15 protein-coding genes (1 of these 15 only partly in view) are annotated in these 21,359 nt (G+C 56.4%); 9 read left to right on the top strand and 6 right to left on the bottom strand.

Features of this window, described 5'->3' with window-relative positions:
* Positions 1-4: 4 nt before the first annotated feature.
* Positions 5-1,726 (bottom strand): histidine kinase, encoded by a 1,722-nt coding sequence (locus FY156_20700; GenBank protein ID UXS03941.1) that lies wholly within the window; start codon positions 1,724-1,726, stop codon positions 5-7.
* Between the two features lie 234 nt (positions 1,727-1,960).
* Between FY156_20700 and FY156_20695 the strand changes: the two genes are divergently transcribed.
* Positions 1,961-2,536, top strand: coding sequence for a PRC-barrel domain containing protein (locus FY156_20695; protein ID UXS03940.1), 576 nt, complete (start codon positions 1,961-1,963; stop codon positions 2,534-2,536).
* An 88-nt stretch (positions 2,537-2,624) separates the two neighbouring features.
* Here the strand turns inward: FY156_20695 and galE are convergent, their stop codons facing one another.
* The 3 genes from galE to FY156_20680 form a co-directional block, all read right to left on the bottom strand.
* The gene (galE, locus tag FY156_20690) at positions 2,625-3,608 is read right to left on the bottom strand and encodes a UDP-glucose 4-epimerase GalE (protein ID UXS03939.1); all 984 of its coding nucleotides are present in this window, start codon (positions 3,606-3,608) and stop codon (positions 2,625-2,627) included.
* Between the two features lie 174 nt (positions 3,609-3,782).
* Positions 3,783-4,220 carry a hypothetical protein gene (locus FY156_20685; GenBank protein ID UXS03938.1) on the bottom strand — a complete coding sequence of 146 codons (438 nt, stop codon included), beginning with the start codon at positions 4,218-4,220 and terminating at the stop codon, positions 3,783-3,785.
* A 9-nt stretch (positions 4,221-4,229) separates the two neighbouring features.
* Complete coding sequence (locus FY156_20680; GenBank protein ID UXS03937.1) at positions 4,230-4,571, bottom strand: DUF883 family protein; 342 nt, start codon at positions 4,569-4,571, stop codon at positions 4,230-4,232.
* 363 nt (positions 4,572-4,934) lie between these two features.
* Between FY156_20680 and nspC the strand changes: the two genes are divergently transcribed.
* Together nspC and FY156_20670 are read left to right on the top strand one after the other, a co-directional pair.
* Complete coding sequence (nspC, locus tag FY156_20675) at positions 4,935-6,032, top strand: carboxynorspermidine decarboxylase (protein ID UXS03936.1); 1,098 nt, start codon at positions 4,935-4,937, stop codon at positions 6,030-6,032.
* Positions 6,033-6,116: 84 nt separating this feature from the next.
* Positions 6,117-7,355, top strand: coding sequence for a saccharopine dehydrogenase family protein (locus FY156_20670; GenBank protein ID UXS03935.1), 1,239 nt, complete (start codon positions 6,117-6,119; stop codon positions 7,353-7,355).
* A gap of 83 nt (positions 7,356-7,438) precedes the next feature.
* Here FY156_20670 and FY156_20665 read toward each other — a convergent pair whose 3' ends face one another.
* A complete protein-coding gene (locus FY156_20665) occupies positions 7,439-9,292 on the bottom strand; it encodes a DEAD/DEAH box helicase (protein ID UXS03934.1) in 1,854 nt (617 codons plus the stop codon).
* Positions 9,293-9,670: 378 nt separating this feature from the next.
* Between FY156_20665 and FY156_20660 the strand changes: the two genes are divergently transcribed.
* From FY156_20660 to clpB, 6 genes are all read left to right on the top strand, one after another.
* Positions 9,671-10,948, top strand: coding sequence for an aspartate kinase (locus FY156_20660; protein UXS03933.1), 1,278 nt, complete (start codon positions 9,671-9,673; stop codon positions 10,946-10,948).
* Between the two features lie 172 nt (positions 10,949-11,120).
* The gene (gene ptsP, locus FY156_20655; GenBank protein ID UXS03932.1) at positions 11,121-13,388 is read left to right on the top strand and encodes a phosphoenolpyruvate--protein phosphotransferase; all 2,268 of its coding nucleotides are present in this window, start codon (positions 11,121-11,123) and stop codon (positions 13,386-13,388) included.
* A 29-nt stretch (positions 13,389-13,417) separates the two neighbouring features.
* Positions 13,418-14,497 carry a peptide chain release factor 1 gene (prfA, locus tag FY156_20650; protein ID UXS03931.1) on the top strand — a complete coding sequence of 360 codons (1,080 nt, stop codon included), beginning with the start codon at positions 13,418-13,420 and terminating at the stop codon, positions 14,495-14,497.
* Positions 14,494-15,363, top strand: coding sequence for a peptide chain release factor N(5)-glutamine methyltransferase (gene prmC, locus FY156_20645; protein ID UXS03930.1), 870 nt, complete (start codon positions 14,494-14,496; stop codon positions 15,361-15,363). The genes prfA and prmC overlap by 4 nt, the downstream gene beginning before the upstream one ends.
* A 396-nt stretch (positions 15,364-15,759) precedes the next feature.
* Entirely contained in the window at positions 15,760-16,563 is an 804-nt protein-coding gene (locus tag FY156_20640) for a DUF4167 domain-containing protein (GenBank protein UXS03929.1), read from the top strand.
* A 371-nt stretch (positions 16,564-16,934) separates the two neighbouring features.
* Complete coding sequence (gene clpB / locus FY156_20635; GenBank protein ID UXS03928.1) at positions 16,935-19,559, top strand: ATP-dependent chaperone ClpB; 2,625 nt, start codon at positions 16,935-16,937, stop codon at positions 19,557-19,559.
* A gap of 64 nt (positions 19,560-19,623) precedes the next feature.
* On the opposite strand, the gene FY156_20630 is transcribed toward clpB, so the two are convergent.
* On the bottom strand, positions 19,624-21,359 hold the 3' portion of the coding sequence (locus FY156_20630) for a M23 family metallopeptidase (protein ID UXS03927.1). The gene runs 211 nt beyond the window's last position; the window shows 1,736 of its 1,947 coding nt (coding positions 212-1,947); the start codon falls outside the window, past its right edge — the gene reads right to left on this strand; its stop codon occupies positions 19,624-19,626.

Raw genomic sequence — 21,359 nt, 5'->3', positions numbered from 1 at the left:
TTTTTTATTGCGTCCCGAATTGCTCTGACTGTTTAGGCACGAAATAACGCATCGGTGCTTCCAGCGTCCAGACGAAACCCGTCGCGAGATAGTCGGTGACCACCTGTCCGCCAAACGCGCCCTCCGCGTGTCGTTTGATAACTGTGGTTCCGAAACCCTTGCGGGTGGGCTGCGACGCCGGTGGTCCGCCGGATTCGCTCCATTGCACCAGCACCATGTCCTGCCCGTCTTTTTCAAACGTCTTCCAGTGCAAGGTGATCTTACCGTGTGATGTGGAGAGTGCGCCATATTTGATCGAGTTCGTGGTCAGTTCGTGCAAGACGAGGCCGAAGTTCTGTGCAGCTTCCGGCGACAGCATAAAGTCGGTGCCATCGAGGATGACTCGCCCTGAGACGCTGCCGAAAACGTCCAGATGGGTTTCGATCAATTTGTGGATTGGCAGTCCTTGCCATTGCACTTCCGCCAGGGCCCTGATCGACATACCGAGACCGCGCAAGCGGTGATCCACCTCTTTCTGGAATTCGGGTATGCTGGTGTTCTCCCGTCCCAATTGCCGCATCATCGCCTGCACCAGCGTCAGGATATTCTTGGACCGGTGCACGAGTTCATGAAGCAGAAGCTGCAACTGGTCCTCTGCCTGACTGCGGTCGAATGAGGCATTTGAGAGTGCGACGGCAACCTGATTTGCTTCCTTGATACGCGTGTCGATAGGGGCGACAATTTCTCCCTCGCCGATCCGTTCAGCCATGCGCGTTAGGTCGCGGATGGATGTACGCAATTGTCGTCCGACGAGAGAAGCGCCGCCAATCGCGATCAACACCAGCAGAAGACTGCCGATCATCATCTGACGCCATGTGTCGATCAGTGCGGCCTGACCTGCCGCCATAGGCCCCCACATCACGGCCTTCCATTGCCAGCCCGGTAACTGGGCATAGGCGTAGAGATTCCCCTTGTCGTCAAAAAAGTTTCCACTGAATGCCGTCATTTCGGAGACGACGTCAGGCGCCGCAAAAGGCGTGCCGGACTGCATATCCTGACTGCTGGACACCACAACGCGGTTCGCGCCGTCGATGATGGCGATCGCCCAGTTCTGTGGCAGGTTTTCAGTTGAAATCAGCCTGCCAAGATCACTCGCGTTCTGCGTCAGGATCAGCGCGTCTCCCGCTGAAGAGAGCTTCTGATCCAGCGGCAAGGTGACGTTGAACACCCATTCTTTGCTCGTCTGTCCGAAAAACAGGTTCGAGACAGAGATGCGCCGCGACTCGAGTGCACTGGAAAGATCGGCGCCTTGAGCAACTTTTGCCAGGGGTTGACCGTAGGGAACGCGGGTATTGAGCCGCTGTTGGCCATCCTTTGTCGCCAGAATGGCGTAAAGACCCTCTCGGCTCATACTTTCGCCTATACGCGTCTGAAACGCGGAGAGATTGCCGCTTTCCAGTTCGGGAAATTGCGATAGCAGGTTCAGCGAGGTGGTTATTTCCTGAAGCCTTCGGTCTATGTTGCGGCTGATGAACCTGACGTCTTCCACGGTTTCCCGGCGCAGATCGTCGCGTTTCTCGTTTTCGAGCCGCAACATCAGATATCCGACAAAGAGGATAAGCGGTAGCGTGATCACCGTCGCCATCACCACCAGATAGGTGCCGATAGAGGCTGTCGGGAAGAAATGAGCACCACGTCGGCGGATGCTGCTGATCAGGTCTTTTAGTCTCGTGCCGGGTCCAGGCATGTCAAAAACTCCGGCGGGCATCTCATTGTTACAAAGCGATAATACCGCTCCAAGCCCCTTTAGCAACTCCTGATTTGCATAGTTTCAGGCTCCGCCATGGCGGGTTCAATTCAGCTTTCGGCTGAAAATTCGGAACCATTTCAATCGCCAGCCCGTTTGCAAATCATGACCGGCCCAATGAACAAACGGCATAAACGCCAATGGCCGGATAGGAAAAATCGAAAGGAGGACAACATGACCAAGAAACTTCTCACGATCACCGCCGCCGCCCTGATGGGTGCAACCGCATTTGCACCGCTTGCTATGGCGCAGACCGCTCAACCGGCTCCGGCTGCACCCAGCACAGAGGCACCTGCGGCTCCATCCGCGACGCCGATGGCTCCGACAGCGCCACCTGCTGATACCAATGCAGCCGCTTCGACCACCGGTGGCTCTTATCTGACAGAGCAGGCTGAAAATCAGATCAGCGCAAACGACTACATCGGTAAGGCCGTTTACACTGCCGCTGATGAAAGCATTGGTAATGTGACAAATATTGTCATGGAAGAAAACGGTGGGCTTGTCGCGGCCGTGGTTGGTGTCGGTGGCTTCCTTGGTATCGGCGCAAAGGACGTCGCCGTTCCGATGGACAAGATCACGATGACGCGGAATGCCGAAAACGGCACGATCCGTCTGACGACCACAGAAACCGCAGAAACGTTGAAGGCGGCGCCGGAATTCAAGACGCTGGAACAGAAGGCTTCCGAGCAGAACGCGGCAGCCCCGGCGCCAGCGACTGACACCACGACGACCTCTGCTACAAAGCCATAACCCCTAGGGGAGCAGGAGCGGGGTGACGGTGGTCACCCCGGAGGGCACCGGTCTGAGGAGGCCGGTGTCTTCGTATGTATGGAGTTTTTCAGATCGGGGCGTTACGCGAAGAGTGCCATGCCCAGGCGGACTTGATTATATCTGTCAAAGTGTAGCGCGGCTCCCATCCCAGGACTTCCTTCGCTTTGTCGTTGTTCGCCACGAGCGTTGTGGAATCGCCATCGCGACGCTCGGCATATTCGACGGGGAAAGGACGCCCCGACACTTCAGAGATTGTCGCCAGTAGTTCCTTCACTGTCGTTCCCGTGCCGGTGCCGAGATTAAGCTCGACTGTTTCGCCGCCTTCCAGCAGATAGTCGACAGCCCGCACATGTGCATCCGCGAGATCGAGGATGTGGATATAGTCTCGAACGCAGGTGCCGTCGCGTGTATCGTAGTCGGTGCCGAACACCTTGAACCCCTGACGCCGTCCGAGTGCGGCCTCGATCGCCAGCGGAATGGCGTGTGTTTCCGGCGTGTGCCATTCGCCGATGCGCCCTTCGAAATCCGCACCTGCGGCATTGAAGTAGCGCAGCATCACCGAGCGTAGCCCTTTATAGGTGCTGTAATCCTTCAGTGCCTGCTCGACGACCCACTTGGTGCGGCCGTAGGGATTGATGGGTGCCTGGCGGTGGGTCTCGTCGATCGGAACCTGCTCCGGGAGACCGTAGGTTGCACAGGTGGAGGAGAAAACAAAAGCTTCCACGCCAGCATCGATGGCGGCGGACAGAAGGTTGAGCGAGCCGATGACGTTGTTGTCATAAAAGGCGACAGGCTGCTTAACCGATTCACCGACTTCGATCAGCGCTGCGAAATGCAGAACGGCGACCGGTTGGTGTTTGGCAAAAACGTCATCGAGGCGTGCTCGATCGCGGATATCTCCCTGTTCAAGCGGTCCCCAGCGGACAAACTCTTCATGGCCGTTGGTGAGGTTGTCGAAAACAACTGGTTCATAACCGCGTTCCGACAAAAGCAGGCATGTGTGAGAGCCGATATAACCTGCACCGCCGACGACAAGAACTTTCTTCTTCATCAATGACCTTTCAGAAAAACAGACGCGCCAACACTCTTATTTACTTTGTCCAAATAAGGGCGGTCCGGCGCAAGGTGCCAGCCACCAAAACTATCCGTTGCGCGTAACACAAAAAAAACTGCGCATCCATTAGCGGGAATGCGCAGTCATTTTTTGGCGGAACTGTCAGTTTGCTTATTTGGTTTTTTTGGTGTTGGCCCTGGTTGCCAGAAAGCCGGCGGCCATAGCAACCGCCAGTGTGGCGTATGGCCTTGCCTGGATGGCAAGTGTCAACAGTGACTGCACTGCGAGCGGTGCTGCCGCGACTGTGGCGGTCAATGGCGGCGCAACAGGTCTTGCCACGGGATATGCTCTGGGCCGCTTAACAATCGCTAACGCGACCAGCATGATCACGCCCAACAGGAAGGCAGTGCCAGCAACGACGAGTGAGGCTGGGCCGGCGCCAAGATAATGTGAAAGATAGATCGAACCCGCAACCACCCCGGCAACAAGGGCGATCAGGAAGAATATTCCAGTTAAGATCCAGAGAATTATGGTGGCGCGAAGCCGTCGCGTCACCATGCGGCCTTCACGTTGACTATCGCCCATATAGGCCAGCAATGCTTCAAGCATGGCGAAGCCTTATCGACGTGTCAGCAAAGCAAGGACAAAGCCAGCCGCAACGGCAAGGCCGAGCGATTGAAGTGGGTTTTTCTGAACCTGGTCGGTCAGGCTATCATTCAGCGACGAAATCTCGTTACGAACATTGTCGGCCATCTCGCCAGAGGCCGTAAGAGCATCGTCCGCGACACGGGCCGCTTGCGCTTTCAATTCATGCGAGGCGCCAACGCCAAGCGCTTTCACGCTCTTGGCAAGATTGGCAAGGTCCTCGCGAAGCTGTGCAAGCTGTGCTGCCACATCGGCGGCGTCGCCATTTTCGAGGGATTGCTGGATCTTGTCGTTTACGTCGCGTGCGCTTGCCATGGGAAGGCTCCTTATGGTGTGAGGTTGCGTGTCGGGAACGGTGGGAGGTGGGAAATCATAAGACGCCCGGTGCTGGGCATTCGTCAATGACGGAGGCAGTCTGCAAAACGGTTGTCATGTTTCCTCAGGTAAAATCTCTTCGACCGAGCCCGCGTTCAGGTTGAGCATTACTCTACCCGTTGATCGACTGAACGCGCGGTTGTGTCGTTTGTTCCATGCCGTCGCGTGGTTTCTTGAAGTATCTGTCGCAAGACTCGGTTTTTCGAGGATTTAAGGGCCGGACATTTGTTTTCCTGTAACAAGCATCATATAAGGCCCATCAATCGAAACGTGCCTTGACACCAATCAATCTGTGATACCGAGATGCTCCAGACGCCTTATTACCTGATCGACAAGACAAAACTCCTCCACAACATGGAGAAGATTGCCTATGTGCGGGAGAAATCCGGCGCCAAGGCGCTTCTGGCGCTGAAATGCTTCGCCACATGGTCTGTGTTCGACTTCATGTCGCAATATATGGACGGCACCACGTCGTCTTCGCTTTACGAAGTTCGTCTGGGCAAGGAAAAGTTTGCGGGTGAGACCCATGCATATTCCGTTGCCTATGCCGATTACGAAATCGATGAAGTCATTGCCAACGCTGACAAGATCATCTTCAATTCGATCGGTCAGCTTGAGCGTTTTGCCGACAAGGCGTCTGGTATTACCCGTGGTCTTCGGCTCAATCCGCAGGTCAGTTCGTCGAGCTTCGACCTCGCAGATCCGGCTCGTCCATTCAGCCGTCTCGGTGAATGGGACGTTGCCAAGGTCGAAAAGGTCATGGACCGTATCTCCGGTTTCATGATCCACAACAATTGCGAAAACAGCGACTTTTCGCTCTTCGATCGGATGTTGGCGCAGATCGAGGAGAGGTTCGGTTCGCTTCTGTCGCGTGCGGAATGGGTCAGCCTGGGCGGAGGCATTCATTTCACTGGCGAGAACTATCCGCTCGACCAATTCTGTGATCGCCTCAAAGCCTTCTCCGAAAAATATGGCGTTCAGGTCTATCTGGAGCCGGGCGAAGCATCGATCACCAAAAGCACCACGCTCGAGGTTACCGTTCTCGATACGCTGTTCAACGGCAAGAACCTTGCCATCGTCGATAGCTCTATCGAAGCGCACATGCTCGATCTCCTGATCTATCGCGAAAGCGCCAAGGTCTCGCCGAACAATGGCAGCCATCCCTATATGGTGTGTGGCAAGTCCTGCCTCGCAGGTGACATTTTTGGCGAGTTTAAATTCGACAAGGCACTGGCGGTTGGCGACCGGATTTCGTTCCAGGACGCTGCCGGTTACACGATGGTCAAGAAGAACTGGTTCAACGGCGTCAAGATGCCGGCAATCGCCATCAAGGAACTGGACGGCACCGTACGCGCCGTTCGTGAATTCGACTTTGCCGATTACGAGCAAAGTCTGTCGTAACAACGGCCTCTCTGAAAGAGGTTCTTGTAAAACCCAAATCCAACCAAGCTCATCCCTGCGGGGATAAAGGGGGCATCACCTGAAATGAAGAAGAACGTTCTCATCATCGGCGCCGGTGGCGTAGCACAGGTCGTGGCGCATAAGTGCGCCCAGAACAGCGATGTATTGGGAGACATTCATATTGCGTCACGCACACTTGAAAAGTGCCGCAAGATTGTCGAGTCCGTACGCGAAAAGAAGAGCCTCAAGACTGATGTAAAACTTGAGGCTCATGCGCTTGACGCGATGGATATCGAGGCGACGAAAGCCTTGATAAAGAAAACCGGCGTTCAGATCGTCATCAATGTCGGTTCAGCTTTCGTCAATATGTCCGTTCTTCGTGCCTGCATGGATACGGGTGTTGCTTACATGGATACCGCGATCCACGAAGATCCGACCAAGATCTGCGAAACGCCGCCATGGTACGGTAACTACGAATGGAAGCGCGCAGCGGAATGCAAGGAAAAGGGCATCACCGCGATCCTCGGCGTTGGTTTCGATCCGGGTGTTGTCAACGCTTACGCCCGTCTCGCCAAGGATGAGTACTTCGACAAGGTCACGTCTGTTGATATCGTTGATATCAATGCCGGCAGCCATGGCCGCTGGTTCTCGACCAACTTTGACCCGGAAATCAACTTCCGTGAATTCACCGGCGTTGTCTATTCCTGGCAGAATGGCCAGTGGCAGACGAACCAGATGTTCGAAGTCGGTCAGGAATTCGATCTGCCGGTCGTTGGCAAACAGAAGGCCTACATGACCGGTCACGATGAGGTGCATTCGCTGTCCAGGAACATGGACGGCGCAGACGTTCGCTTCTGGATGGGCTTTGGAGATCACTACATCAACGTCTTCACCGTTTTGAAGAACCTCGGTTTGTTGTCCGAAAAGCCGGTCAAGACAGCGGAAGGTCTGGAAGTCGTGCCGCTCAAGGTGGTCAAGGCTGTCCTGCCCGACCCGTCCTCGCTGGCGCCGGACTACGTCGGCAAGACCTGCATCGGCGATATCGTCAAGGGTATCAAGGATGGCAAGGAGCGCGAAGTCTTCATCTATAACGTAGCCGACCACAAGGAAGCCTACGAGGAAGTCGGTTCTCAGGGCATTTCTTATACGGCTGGTGTCCCACCGGTTGCTGCTGCCATGCTTATTGCCACTGGCGAATGGGATGTGAAGCAGATGGCAAACGTTGAAGAGCTGCCACCCCAGCCATTCCTCAACATCCTGAACAAGATCGGCTTGCCGAACCGCATCAAGGACGAAAACGGCGACCGCGCCCTGACGTTCTGATGGTTGCATTTTTATGATTGGCGGTCTTCTTCAAGATCGCCGATCGGCAAACAAAAAGCCCCGCGAAAGCGGGGCTTTTTTTATCAGCTTTTCTTGTGCTTTGGTGGGCGCTTTTCGAAAGGCTTGTCTTTCTTGCCCTCAAATTTCGGCTTGTCGCCGAAAGGCTTTTTCTTCTTCCAGGGCTTGTCGTCGCCTTTGCGATCGTCGCCCGAGGACTCATTCTTTTTGAAGTCGGGTCTTTCGAATTTGCGCTGCGCCTTGGCAGGGCGCGTGTCTTCACGATGTCCACCGGTCATTTCCGGTTTGCCTTCCAGCGCCTTCAGACGAATACCCTTTTCGAGCGTCATGTCCTTGCCGATGGCGGAGGTAAAACGGTCCACGGCGTCGGCTGCCAGTTCCACATAGGTCTCTGACTGCTGCATGCGGATCGCGCCGATATCCTGGCGAGTGATCTTGCCGAAGCGGCAGAGCATGGGGATCAGCCAACGCGGCTCGGCGCTTTGCTTGCGACCTACAGAGAGCGAGAACCAGGCGCTGTCCGAGAAATCGGAACGCTCACGACGCGGCGCGTTGTTTTCGACGTGCTCAAAGCTGTCTCGGCGCGGTTTGCGGCTGTTGTCCAGCGAGACTTCCGTGATGTCTTCCGGTGCCGAGCGTCCGGCGTGGTAGAGGCGCACGAAGGCAGCAGCGACTTTTTCTGCGCCGTGCTGTTCCAGAAGCCGGTTGACGAAATCGCGTTCATCGTCGGCCACAGCCTCGTTGAGTGAGGGATCTGCCAGAAGACGCGTGCCGTCACGTTCGATGATCTCTTCAACCGATGGGGGGCGAACCCAGGTTGGGCTTACCTTCGCGCCTTCCAGCAGGCGTTCCGCCTTGCGGCGCTGGCTGACGGGCACGATGATGGCGCTGACGCCCTTCTGGCCGGCGCGTCCCGTACGACCTGACCGGTGCAGCAGCGTTTCGGAATTGGTTGGAAGATCGGCATGGATCACGAGTTCCAGGCCAGGAAGGTCGATGCCGCGGGCTGCAACGTCCGTTGCGACGCAGACGCGAGCGCGGCCGTCACGCATGGCTTGAAGCGCGTGGGTACGTTCGTTCTGGCTGAGCTCACCCGAAAGCGCCACGACAGAGAAGCCGCGATTGTTAAGCCGTGCCGTCAGGTGGTTCACGTTGGCGCGCGTGGAACAGAACACGATGGTGTTGCGTGCTTCGTAAAACCGCAGCGCATTGATGATGGCATTCTCGCGGTCGGCGGGTGTCACCAGCAGGGCGCGATATTCGATGTCGTTATGCTGCTTCTGCTCAGAGGCAGTGGCGATGCGTACCGCATTCTTCTGGTAGCTTTCGGCAAGCTTGGCGATGCTGCGCGAAACGGTTGCCGAGAACATCAACGTGCGGCGGTCCGCCGGCGATTCTTCCAGGATGAACTCCAGATCCTCACGGAAACCGAGGTCCAGCATCTCGTCTGCTTCATCGAGTACGACGGCGCGGATAGTCGACAAGTCAAGCGCACCGCGCTTGATATGGTCGCAAAGACGTCCAGGAGTTCCGACGATGATGTGCGCGCCGCGTTCCAGCGCCCGACGCTCCGAGCGAATGTCCATGCCGCCAACGCAGGAAGCGATGGAAACACCGGTGAATTCGTAAAGCCATTCCAGCTCGCGCTTCACCTGCATGGCAAGTTCGCGTGTCGGAGCGATAGCGATGCCGAGCGGCGCGCCTGCCGAACCGAAACGGCCGTTCTGCTGGAGCAGCGTCGGCGCAATGGCAATGCCGAAAGCAACTGTCTTGCCAGAGCCCGTCTGGGCGGAAACCAGCGCGTCCTGTCCGTCCAGCTCAGGCGCAAGCATCGCCTTCTGTACCGGCGTCAAATCTTTATAACCGCGTTTCTCCAACGCCTGTGCAATCGCCGGGGCGATACCCTGGGTGTCTGTCATCTACCGTCTTTCGGATATAATACTGCCTGCACCCGCTCGAAACCCATAGGTCATAAAGCAGCCGATACCGGCCATTTCGGCCACGTGGCCGGTTTGATTGCCGCGCTCATACTGCGAATGGGCGCATTTGTACAGTGCAGTGCGGTACGCTCTTTCAGTCTGGTTCGTGACTGAAGGCCATATTTGCATTCTACGACGCTGCCGTCGCGCCGGAAAAGGCGTACCGCCTGGTTCATAAACGGCATTGCGTGCCCCCCTCCTTTTCGGTAAGAGACCCGCAACTTGAGGCTCTTTGTCAGAAAGAACCGATTGGGTTTGTTCTTGTCCGCCCGCCCGACAAAGGGGCCGGCGGGAAAACGGGATGGTACTGGTCAAGCTATGGCTCGCATTGTCATGAAATTCGGCGGCACGTCCGTCGCGAACCTTGAACGCATTCACAATGTCGCGCGGCATGTGAAACGCGAAGTGGATGCTGGCCATGAAGTGGCCGTTGTCGTTTCCGCCATGTCCGGCAAAACGAACGAGCTGGTGGACTGGGTGCAGAATACACCCAAGGTTGCTGGTGCCAGCGCGGCATCTTTTTATGACGCGCGCGAATATGATGCCATCGTGGCGTCCGGCGAACAGGTGACGTCCGGCCTTCTGGCTGTTGCGTTGCAGTCGCTTGGCATCAACGCCCGTTCCTGGCAGGGCTGGCAGATCCCGATCCGCACGGACAATGCCCATGGCGCTGCCCGCATTCTCGAAATTGACGGAACCGATATCGTTCGCCGCATGGGTGAGGGTCAGGTTGCTGTCGTTGCCGGTTTCCAGGGTCTTGGCCCGGACAACCGGATCGCAACACTCGGTCGTGGCGGTTCGGATACGTCGGCCGTTGCCATCGCTGCCGCTGTGAAGGCTGATCGCTGCGATATCTATACGGATGTGGATGGTGTCTACACCACAGATCCCCGCATCGTGCCGAAGGCGCGTCGCCTGAAGAAAGTTGCTTTCGAAGAAATGCTCGAAATGGCATCTCTCGGTGCGAAGGTTCTTCAGGTGCGTTCGGTCGAGCTTGCGATGGTACACAAGGTTCGTACCTTTGTGCGCTCCAGTTTCGAGGATCCCGATGCACCGGGCATGGGCGACCTCATCAACCCGCCCGGTACTTTGATTTGTGACGAGGATGAAATCGTGGAACAGGAAGTCGTAACCGGCATTGCCTATGCCAAGGATGAAGCACAGATTTCGCTGCGCCGCGTGGCAGACCGCCCGGGTGTTTCCGCCGCGATTTTCGGACCGCTTGCCGAGGCGCACATCAACGTCGACATGATCGTTCAGAACATTTCGGAAGATGGTTCGCGCACTGACATGACCTTTACGGTCCCGTCGGGCGACGTTGCCAAGGCGCTCAAGGTTCTTGAAGACAACAAGACCACCATCGGTTTTGATGTTGCCCAGAACGAGACTGGACTTGCGAAGGTCTCCGTTATCGGTATCGGCATGCGTAGCCACGCTGGTGTTGCAGCAAGCGCCTTCAAGGCACTTGCCGAGAAGAACATCAACATCAAGGCTATCACCACCTCCGAAATCAAGATTTCGATTTTGATCGATGGTGCCTATGCCGAACTGGCGGTTCGCACTTTGCATTCTGCCTACGGTCTCGATAAGAACTGATATAAGACGTCGGTACCCGATGCTCCGTTTTTCGGAGCCGCGTTCTTCCGATGTGGCGTATCACGAAAACGCGTCCCTTGCGGGGCGCGCTTCTCGCGCTATAAATTTTAAAAAGACGTTTCGATTCCCGGATGTGTGAAAGCCGGTTCGAAACAGTCGGGGAGCAAACGCGATGAGAGACCTGTCCGCAGGTCCACGTGTCCTGCTCAAGCGGCTGCGCGAAATGATGGCGGAGCACCTTGAGCCGCAGGAGCGTCTGGACCAGATCGTCCGTCAGATTGCCAGCAATATGGTGGCGGAGGTTTGCTCGGTCTACGTGCTTCGCTCCGATGGCGTTCTCGAACTTTACGCCACCGAGGGATTGAACAAGGATGCCGTCCATCTCGCCCAGCTCAAAATGGGGCAGGGTCTTGTCGGCACCATCGCAGCTTCAGCCCAACCCCTTAATCTTTCCGATGCCCAGGCACACCCAGCCTTCCGCTATCTGCCTGAAACCGGAGAGGAAATTTATCATTCTTTCCTCGGCGTGCCGATTTTGCGATCCGGTCGCACTCTTGGCGTTCTTGTGGTCCAGAACAAGGCCAGCCGAACGTACCGGGAGGATGAAGTTGAAGCGCTTGAGACAACCGCGATGCTTATTGCGGAAATAGTGGCGAGCGGTGAATTGAAGAAGATCACCCGTCCCGGTGTCGAGCTGGATTTGACGCGCGCCGTCTCCATCGATGGCGATGCATATGGCGAAGGCATTGGTCTTGGTCACGTCGTGCTGCATGATCCGAGAATCGTCGTTACCAATCTCCTCAATGAAGATGCTGACACTGAGATCCGCCGCCTGGCCGATGCTATTGGTTCGTTGCGGATCTCTATTGACGACATGTTGCAGCGGCGTGATGTGCCCACAGAGGGCGAACATCGCGAAGTTCTCGAAACCTATCGCATGTTTGCCCACGACCAAGGTTGGGTGCGGCGGATGGAAGAGGCAATCCGCAACGGTCTGACGGCGGAAGCAGCGGTCGAGAAGGTTCAGAGTGACACGAAGGCGCGCATGATGCGCCTGACAGACCCCTATCTTCGCGAACGCATGCACGATTTCGATGACCTCGCCAATCGTCTGCTTCGCCAGTTGATTGGCTATGGTGGTCGAAGTTCAGAGCAGGACTTTCCGCTGGATGCCATCGTTCTGGCGCGTGCGATGGGCGCTGCCGAACTGCTGGATTATCCGCGCGAGAAGTTGCGCGGCCTCGTGCTCGAAGACGGTGCTGTGACCAGCCACGTCGTTATCGTCGCCCGAGCCATGGGGATTCCCATCATCGGGCAGGCTGCGGGCGTCGTGGCGCTTGCTGAAAATAATGACCCGATAATCATCGATGGTGAGGACGGTCAGGTGCATCTTCGCCCGATGGCGGATCTGCAGCGCGCCTATGAAGAAAAGGTCCGTTTGCGCGCCCGCCGGCAGGAGCAATTCCGCGCGCTTCGCAATGTTGAACCTGTCACAAAGGACGGCCAGAAGGTCAATCTCAAGATGAATGCCGGTCTATTGGTGGACCTGCCGCAGCTTGAGGAATCCGGTGCGGACGGGATAGGTCTGTTCCGAACAGAACTGCAGTTTATGATTGCGTCGAACATGCCGAAGGGGGAAGAGCAGGAAGCCTTCTACCGTTCTGTGTTGCGTCAGGCCAAGGGCAGGCCGGTTACCTTCCGCACGCTGGATATCGGCGGCGACAAGGTGGTCTCCTATATGCGCGGCCAGGAAGAGGAAAATCCGGCGCTCGGTTGGCGGGCGATCCGCCTCTCACTGGATCGGCCAGGGCTGATGCGCACGCAGATGCGCGCACTTTTGCGTGCTGCGGCGGGTGCCGAGCTGCGCATGATGTTGCCGATGGTGACAGAGGTTTCTGAAATTCGCGCGGCGCGTGATCTCTTCCAGAAAGAGGTCCAGCACCTGTCGAAGTTTAGCCATGCACTCCCCAAGAAGCTGCAGTTCGGCGCCATGCTCGAAGTGCCGTCACTGATGTGGCAGCTCGATGAACTGATGCAGGAAGTGGATTTCGTCTCCGTCGGCTCGAACGATCTGTTCCAGTTCTCGATGGCGGTGGACCGCGGCAATGCCCGGGTGTCCGACAGGTTCGACATTCTCGGCAAGCCGTTCCTGCGGATTCTGCGGGATATCGTCAGGGCAGGAGAGCGCCACAACACGTCGGTGACGTTGTGTGGCGAAATGGCAGGAAAACCGCTGTCGGCAATGGCTTTGATCGGCCTTGGTTTCCGTTCGGTATCCATGTCGCCAACCGCAATCGGTCCTGTGAAGGCCATGCTGCTGGGTCTCGACGCGGGGCATCTCGCCGAAGAGATGAATGCGGCCCTGGACGATCACAAGTCGCTGGAAGGTATGCGCGATGTGCTGCTGCGTTTTGCAGCGACCCATTCCATCCCTATTTGATAAAGATACAAACCATATCGGAGTGACTGGTGGCGAAGCTTCCCGTCGAAAAAATGCGCGAATTGGAAAGGCGTTTCGATGAAATCGAAGCGCGCATGTCGGCTGGCCCGGCGGCAGATGTCTATGTGAAGCTGGCGTCGGAATATTCCGAACTTCAGCCCGTCGTCAAAAAGATCCGCGACTACGAAAAGGCAGTCGCGGAAGCAGCCGATCTTGAAGCTTTGCTTGCCGACAAGACGACTGACCGTGAAATGCGCGATCTCGCCGAAATGGAGCTTCCGGACGTTGAAGCCCGGATCGAAGAAATCGAAAAAGAAATGCAGATTCTGCTGCTCCCCAAGGACGCAGCAGATGAAAAAAGCGCGATCCTCGAAATCCGCGCGGGTACGGGTGGTTCAGAAGCTGCTCTCTTCGCCGGTGACCTGTTTCGTATGTATGAACGCTTTGCCGCATCGAAGGGTTGGAAGGTTGAAGTGCTTTCCGCCAGCGAGGGCGAAGCTGGCGGGTACAAGGAAATCATTGCGACCATCAGTGGGCGCGGTGTGTTTTCAAAGCTGAAGTTCGAATCTGGCGTGCACCGTGTTCAGCGCGTGCCTGAGACCGAAGCAAGCGGGCGTATTCACACGTCTGCAGCAACTGTTGCGGTTCTGCCGGAAGCTGAAGATATTGACATCGAAATCCGCCCTGAAGATATTCGCATCGACACCATGCGAGCGTCGGGTGCGGGCGGTCAGCACGTCAATACGACTGACTCCGCAGTTCGCATTACCCATATTCCAACCGGACTTATCGTAACCAGTTCGGAAAAGTCCCAACACCAGAACCGTGCCAAGGCGATGCAGGTGTTGCGTTCGCGACTTTACGACATAGAGCGTCAAAAAGCCGATAGCGAGCGTTCTGCCGATCGTAAAAGCCAGGTTGGTTCCGGAGATCGATCGGAGCGCATCCGCACCTACAATTTCCCTCAGGGTCGCGTTACGGATCACCGCATCAATCTCACACTCTATAAGCTTGATCGAATGATAGAGGGAGAGATTGACGAGGTGGTTGATGCCTTGATTGCTGACTATCAGGCCGGCCAGCTTGCTCAGCTTGGCGAGCAGCAGTGAGCCGCGCTTCCGCTTGCACGGTTGAAAACGCGGTCGCCGCGGCAAAGCGGCGGCTCGAAGATGCGGGTGTCAACGATGCACTGCTCGATGCACGCATGCTGATCGGCGAAGCGATCGGATTTTCTTTGACCGATTTCGTTCTGAAGGCAGGACGTCTGGTCGGTGCGGATGAGGCCGAGCGGATTGCAGCAATGATCGAGCGCCGTGCATCAGGTGAGCCTGTGCATCGTATTCTTGGTCATCGCGAGTTTTACGGACTTGATTTTCTGCTTTCCAGAGAAACCTTGGAGCCAAGGCCCGACACGGAAATTCTCGTCGATACGCTCCTTGAGCATTTGCGGCGCATGACGTCGCGAAAAGGCAATGCTCGTCTCATCGATCTTGGAACGGGCACAGGGGCAATTTGCCTCACGCTTTTGAAGGAATGTCCCGCAGCCAGCGGCATTGGCAGTGATATATCCGCTGATGCTCTCGCTACGGCCAGCAAAAATGCGGTGCGGCTTGGTGTTGCCGATCGTTTTGAAGCGGTAAGAAGCGACTGGTTTGAAAATATTTCTGGTGGCTTCGACATAATTGTGTCGAATCCACCCTATATACGTAGTGATGTCGTCACAAAGCTTGACCGGGAAGTTCGTTATCACGATCCCTTGGCGGCGCTTGACGGAGGTCAGGACGGCCTTGCCCCGTACCGCCTTATTGCTGCCGATGCGGGTCGTTTTCTTGTGGAAAACGGTGTTGTCGGTGTAGAGATCGGGTTCGATCAGAGGCTTGATGTTTCCGCTATATTCACATCGCACGGCTTCACTCTTCTCGAGGCCGTCAAGGATTATGGCGGTAACGACAGAGTTTTGACCTTCCGGAGATAGTCAATCGCGATATGTCTGCGGATTTTTTGCAAGGATATTTTGCAGAGCAAAAGAAAAGACTTGGATTTCCGCATGAAGCGGGCTAGTTTGCGGCCACATGCCGGGTGGCTGAGGACGAACAAAGATTCGTCAGGGTATTGGTCAGTCCCGAAGCGGGTTCTTCTAAGAGCCCTGAGAGGCTGGGCGTTTCCGGCATGTGAATCAGTAAACTTTGTTCGCAGGCGGCTCGGTGCAGCATTTGCGCGGTCGGGCGTCATACGCGAGGTTTTCGGCCGGAGCTATGTCCGGCAAGGCGCGTGATGGAGCAATTTCAAGAAAAGTGCGCAAGCATTTGGTGTTTGGAATTGCATGAAAACAACCAGATTGTCAGCAAAACAGAATTCAGGTGAGCAATTGATGAGGCCAGGACAGCAAAACAAGCGCGGCCGGGGGCGTGGAAATAACAACAACAATAATAACAATGGTGGCGGTAACAACAACTTCAACCGCAAAGGCGGGAACCCGCTCACCAGGACTTATGACAGTTCCGGCCCTGATGTTAAAATCCGTGGTACCGCCCAGCACATAGCGGAAAAATATGCGGCTCTTGCACGCGACGCACAGAGTTCCGGTGATCGCGTTATCGCTGAAAACTATTTGCAGCACGCTGAGCACTACAACCGCATCATTGCCGCCGCACAGGCGCAGATGCAGGAACGCTTCCAGCGCGATGATCGAGCCGACTACAACCCTGCCGATACGGACGACGAGGATGTGAACGATGGCGAAGACGTCGTTGTAATCGTGCCTTCACAGCAATCCGAGCAGCCCGAACGCGCTCAGCGCCAAGAGCAGCCGGAGCGCCAGGAGCGGACCGAACGTAACGAGCAGCGCCCGAACCGTCGCGAACGGCCAGATCGCCGCGAGCGCCAGGAACGTCAGGTGGTTTCCGCAGAGGCAGCGGCGCCTGTTTATGACGCCAGCTCCGCACCGCAGCCGGTCATTGAGGGTACGCCTCTAGAGGTTGCCGTCGAGGAAGAGCAGCAGCAGGCTGAAGCAACTGCAGCTCCGGCTGCAGAGCGCGCGACGAAAAGCCGTCGTTCGGCTGCTCCACGCCAGCGTCGTCCGCGTCGTGCCGCTGCAGATGAAAATGCTGAAGGTGCAGAAGCGCCGGCTGGCGAAGAAGCTGCTCCGGCGACGTTGGAAAGCGCTGCGGAGTAAGCACGTCTTCCAAAGAGCTATACGATCGAAAAACTCCGGCTTGCCGGAGTTTTTTGTTTTTGTTGTTTGGATGGGCGATCCCTATCGGCGTACACCCATTCGTTGGGGGGCAGGCTTTGCCGAAGGTTTTGGGTCTTCCGAAAAATTCCGCAGCGCATGTTTTATCCCCTTTAAACCGGAGAAATTGCCTCCCATATCTCTCTCGAAAGAACCGGCGTCTCATGATCGTTGCGCTTGGTTCGCAGACGAGGCGAGGGTGCGAAATCACATGAAACGCATCGCTCGTAGCGGGGCTTGCCTTGAAGGGAGCCTCAACCCAAGCACCCGGAACTGTGCCGAATGCGGGCAGGCCGGTATATGGAGGTTACAGTATGAATATTGAGAAGTATTCCGAACGTGTTCGTGGTTTCCTGCAATCTGCGCAGACATTTGCGCTTGCCGAAAACCATCAGCAATTTTCCGCTGAGCACGTCTTGAAAGTTCTGCTTGATGACGAGCAGGGAATGGCGGCCTCGTTGATCGAGCGGACTGGCGGCAGTGCTAAGGAAGCACGTCTTGCCAACGACGCCGCACTTGCGAAATTGCCGAAAGTGTCCGGCGGCAACGGTGGTCTCTCGTTGACTGCGCCGCTTGCGAAGGTTTTCTCCACTGCTGAAGACCTGGCGAAGAAAGCCAATGACAGCTTTGTTACCGTCGAGCGACTGTTGCAGGCTCTCGCGATTGAAAGTTCCGCATCGACCTCTGCCTCTTTGAAAAAGGCAGGTGTTACCGCGCAGGCTCTCAACCAGGTGATCAATGAAATCCGCAAGGGACGGACGGCCGACAGCGCCAATGCCGAACAGGGCTTTGACGCGTTGAAGAAGTTCGCCCGCGACCTGACGGAAGAAGCACGCGAAGGCAAGCTTGACCCGGTGATCGGTCGCGACGATGAAATTCGCCGCACCATTCAGGTCTTGTCGCGCCGCACAAAGAACAATCCTGTGCTGATCGGTGAACCCGGCGTCGGTAAAACGGCGATTGCGGAAGGTCTCGCGTTGCGTATCGTCAACGGCGACGTACCGGAAAGCCTGAAGGACAAGAAATTGATGGCGCTCGACATGGGCGCATTGATTGCTGGTGCGAAATATCGCGGTGAGTTCGAGGAGCGCCTGAAAGCTGTCCTGAACGAAGTTCAGGCGGAAAATGGTGGGATCATCCTTTTCATCGACGAGATGCACACGCTTGTGGGTGCAGGCAAGGCAGATGGCGCGATGGATGCGTCTAACCTTCTGAAGCCTGCTCTAGCACGCGGTGAACTTCATTGCGTTGGTGCGACCACACTTGATGAGTATCGCAAGCATGTTGAGAAAGATCCGGCACTTGCCCGTCGTTTCCAGCCGGTCATGGTTGACGAGCCGACGGTCGAGGATACGATTTCGATTTTGCGCGGCCTGAAGGAAAAATACGAGCAGCATCACAAGGTCCGCATCTCGGATTCGGCTCTTGTCGCCGCTGCTACGCTTTCGAACCGCTACATCACCGATCGATTCCTGCCGGACAAGGCTATCGACCTTATGGATGAGGCTGCATCGCGTCTGCGTATGCAGGTGGATTCCAAGCCAGAAGAACTCGATGAGCTTGATCGCCGCATCATCCAGCTGAAGATCGAGCGCGAGGCGCTGAAGCAGGAGACTGACCAATCGTCTGCGGATCGTCTGAGAAAGCTCGAGGATGAACTCGCCGACACGGAAGAAAAAGCTGACGCCTTGACTGCCCGTTGGCAGGCCGAAAAACAGAAGCTCGGCCACGCGGCTGATCTGAAGAAGCGCCTGGAAGAGGCTCGTAACGACTTGGCGATCGCTCAGCGCAATGGCCAGTTCCAGCGCGCTGGCGAGTTGACGTACGGCATCATTCCGGGTCTCGAGAAGGAACTGTCGGCAGCGGAAACCCGTGACGCCAACGGTGCTGGTTCGATGGTGCAGGAAGTGGTGACGGCGGATAATATCGCCCACGTCGTTTCTCGCTGGACCGGCATTCCGGTCGACAAGATGCTGGAAGGTCAGCGTGAAAAGCTTCTTCGGATGGAAGATGAACTCGCGCAGTCGGTTGTCGGGCAGGGTGAAGCTGTTCAGGCCGTTTCCAAGGCCGTTCGCCGTTCGCGTGCCGGTCTCCAGGATCCTAATCGTCCGATCGGCTCCTTCATCTTCCTTGGACCAACCGGTGTGGGAAAGACCGAGCTGACTAAGGCTCTGGCTCGCTTCCTGTTTGACGACGAAACCGCGATGGTTCGCCTGGATATGTCGGAATATATGGAGAAGCACTCCGTTGCACGGCTGATCGGCGCACCTCCAGGCTATGTCGGCTACGAGGAAGGCGGAGCGCTGACGGAAGCCATTCGTCGCAGACCCTATCAGGTCGTTCTGTTTGACGAGATCGAAAAAGCGCATCCGGACGTGTTCAACGTTCTGTTGCAGGTACTGGACGATGGCCGTCTAACCGATGGTCAGGGCCGTACTGTCGATTTCAAGAACACCATCATCATCATGACCTCGAACCTTGGTTCTGAATTCATGACACAGATGGGCGACAATGACGATGTAGACTCCGTCCGCGAGTTGGTGATGGAACGCGTTCGGTCCCATTTCCGGCCTGAGTTCCTGAACCGCATCGACGATATCATCCTCTTCCATCGCCTGCGGCGTGATGAAATGGGTGCCATCGTGGATATCCAGCTTAAGCGTCTTCTGTCGCTGCTTGGCGAGCGCAAGATCGATCTGCAACTGGACGAGGATGCCCGCAATTGGCTTGCCAACAAGGGTTATGACCCTGCTTACGGCGCGCGGCCGCTGAAGCGGGTGATCCAGAAGGCTGTCCAGGACAGGCTTGCCGAGATGATCCTCGGCGGAGAAATTCCTGACGGTTCTCGCGTCAAGGTTACGTCCGGCACGGATCGCCTGCTCTTCAAGGTTAAACCGTTGAAGGACCAGGTTGAAGCCGATACCGCTGACGCGGCATAAAACGAAAAGGGCTCCGGAGACGGAGCCCTTTTTCATTCAGGACGTCGTCCGACAGATTAAGCCGTTAGCGGCTAGCCACCTGATTGGGTTTGTCCTCGATGTTGAGAAGATTGTCGATCCGCTTTCTCTCATCGGAGAACCTAGCCAGTGCGTCGCCCGAGAGCGACTTGCCGCCGGGGAGGCGAACCTTCATCGCATCGACCTTGGTGCCGTTGACGATAAGCTCATAGTGCAGGTGCGCGCCGGTCGAAAGGCCGGTGGAGCCAACATAACCGATCACCTGCCCCTGCCTCACTTTCGCGCCTTCGGTCACCCCGCGAGCAATCGCGCTCTGATGATTGTAGGAGGACACGTAACCATTGGCGTGACGCAAAAGGGTCTGGTTTCCATAACCGGAAGCCCAACCTGCTTTTTCCACCACACCGTTGCCGGTTGCGATGATCGGTGTGCCGCGCGGTGCAGCCCAGTCCGTGCCGGTATGCATACGGCTGAACTTCAGAACGGGGTGACGGCGCATGCCGAAACCCGAGGTCATGCGGCCATTCGGAACCGGGTTGCGCAACAGAAACTGTCGGATGCTCTTCCCGTTTTCATCGAAATAGTCGACGCTGTTGTCGTCAGGGTTCTGAAAACGGTAAAACCGTGTCTCGTTATCACCGAACTTGGCATTCACATAAAGAAGCTCGGATTTGTCGGTTGCTTTGCCATCCGTGTCTTCAACGGAGAAAAAGGCTTCCAGCGTATCTGTCGGCTTGAGCTGCGCCTGGAAATCGACGCTGCTGGCAAGAAGCTTGACGAGCTGCGAGACCATGCTCTGGTTCATGCCATAGGCAAGCGCGGCGCGATATACGCCATCATAAACGCTCGGCAGATCGCGCCCGGCAGCCGGGGCAGGGGTGCTGTCGAAAGCCGTCGCAACGGCATCAAGTTTTGGGGGTTCGCTTGCCTTGATGAAGCGCTTCTTGTCGTCGACGGCCATGGTGACCATGTGTCGGCCTTTTCGATAAAGGCTGACACGGACTATATCGCTCTTTTCATCCTCTTGCAGAACGCCCACACGCAGCACATCACCGCTCTCAACGTTCTGCGACCTAATTTCGGGTGCAAGCAGACCGGCGATTTCGGAAGCCTGCGCTTTCGAATAACCGGCCCCGAACAGAGCATCCTGGATGGACTCGGCCTGGCGCGCGGGAATGACGTCGTCGGCATATTCCTTGATTGGCGCGGAGGGTGATTGTGGTGTCGACACCGACATGTTCTGCTCTACGACGCGTGCCGCAAGTCCAGCCGTAATGTCGACATCACCTTCGTCATCGTCGAAACGACGCGGGTCGATATAATAGAGAGCCGCAAGCTGCTCGTTTCCGTCCGTTAGGATCGAACCATTCGAACGGACCGCTTCTTCAACCTCATCAAAACTCAATGACCCTGCAAAAGCATATTTGGAATGCTGCGTCGGGAAGGCGACCGTCTTAAGGCTGACCTCGGATTCCACTTCGGACCCGTAGATCGTGCCAGTACGGCTGGCAGGCGGAATGGCTGCGCCATTGTCATCATTGCTTGCGAAGATATTGAGCGGGTCAAAAGCCGGATAGTCGTCCTGTTTCGCGTAATTCGACGCGAGCGGGATTTTGACATGCGAGAAGGGTACCTTGCGGACCACTTCCTTGTCGCCGTCATGAATGACGGTCGAGACTTCCATGATGGAGCGATCCGAGGGACGCGCGGCAATATTGGGTGCGAGAAGGCGAACGCCACGGCGGGCGGCTTCTGTGGCATTGTTGCCCATGTCGGCGCGCG

This window comes from Agrobacterium tumefaciens (genome assembly GCA_025559845.1).
Lineage (GTDB): Bacteria > Pseudomonadota > Alphaproteobacteria > Rhizobiales > Rhizobiaceae > Agrobacterium.
Note: the sequence above shows the minus strand (reverse complement) of the source record. Positions and strands in the feature narration are given on the sequence as shown.

Coding starts and splice junctions, on each gene's coding strand:
- FY156_20700 (UXS03941.1), bottom strand. CDS start 1,726: ATGCCTGGACCCGGCACGAGACTAAAAGACCTGATCAGCAGCATCCGC.
- FY156_20660 (UXS03933.1), top strand. CDS start 9,671: ATGGCTCGCATTGTCATGAAATTCGGCGGCACGTCCGTCGCGAACCTT.
- FY156_20685 (UXS03938.1), bottom strand. CDS start 4,220: ATGCTTGAAGCATTGCTGGCCTATATGGGCGATAGTCAACGTGAAGGC.
- FY156_20640 (UXS03929.1), top strand. CDS start 15,760: ATGAGGCCAGGACAGCAAAACAAGCGCGGCCGGGGGCGTGGAAATAAC.
- clpB (UXS03928.1), top strand. CDS start 16,935: ATGAATATTGAGAAGTATTCCGAACGTGTTCGTGGTTTCCTGCAATCT.
- FY156_20665 (UXS03934.1), bottom strand. CDS start 9,292: ATGACAGACACCCAGGGTATCGCCCCGGCGATTGCACAGGCGTTGGAG.
- ptsP (UXS03932.1), top strand. CDS start 11,121: ATGAGAGACCTGTCCGCAGGTCCACGTGTCCTGCTCAAGCGGCTGCGC.
- nspC (UXS03936.1), top strand. CDS start 4,935: ATGCTCCAGACGCCTTATTACCTGATCGACAAGACAAAACTCCTCCAC.
- FY156_20695 (UXS03940.1), top strand. CDS start 1,961: ATGACCAAGAAACTTCTCACGATCACCGCCGCCGCCCTGATGGGTGCA.
- FY156_20670 (UXS03935.1), top strand. CDS start 6,117: ATGAAGAAGAACGTTCTCATCATCGGCGCCGGTGGCGTAGCACAGGTC.
- galE (UXS03939.1), bottom strand. CDS start 3,608: ATGAAGAAGAAAGTTCTTGTCGTCGGCGGTGCAGGTTATATCGGCTCT.
- FY156_20680 (UXS03937.1), bottom strand. CDS start 4,571: ATGGCAAGCGCACGCGACGTAAACGACAAGATCCAGCAATCCCTCGAA.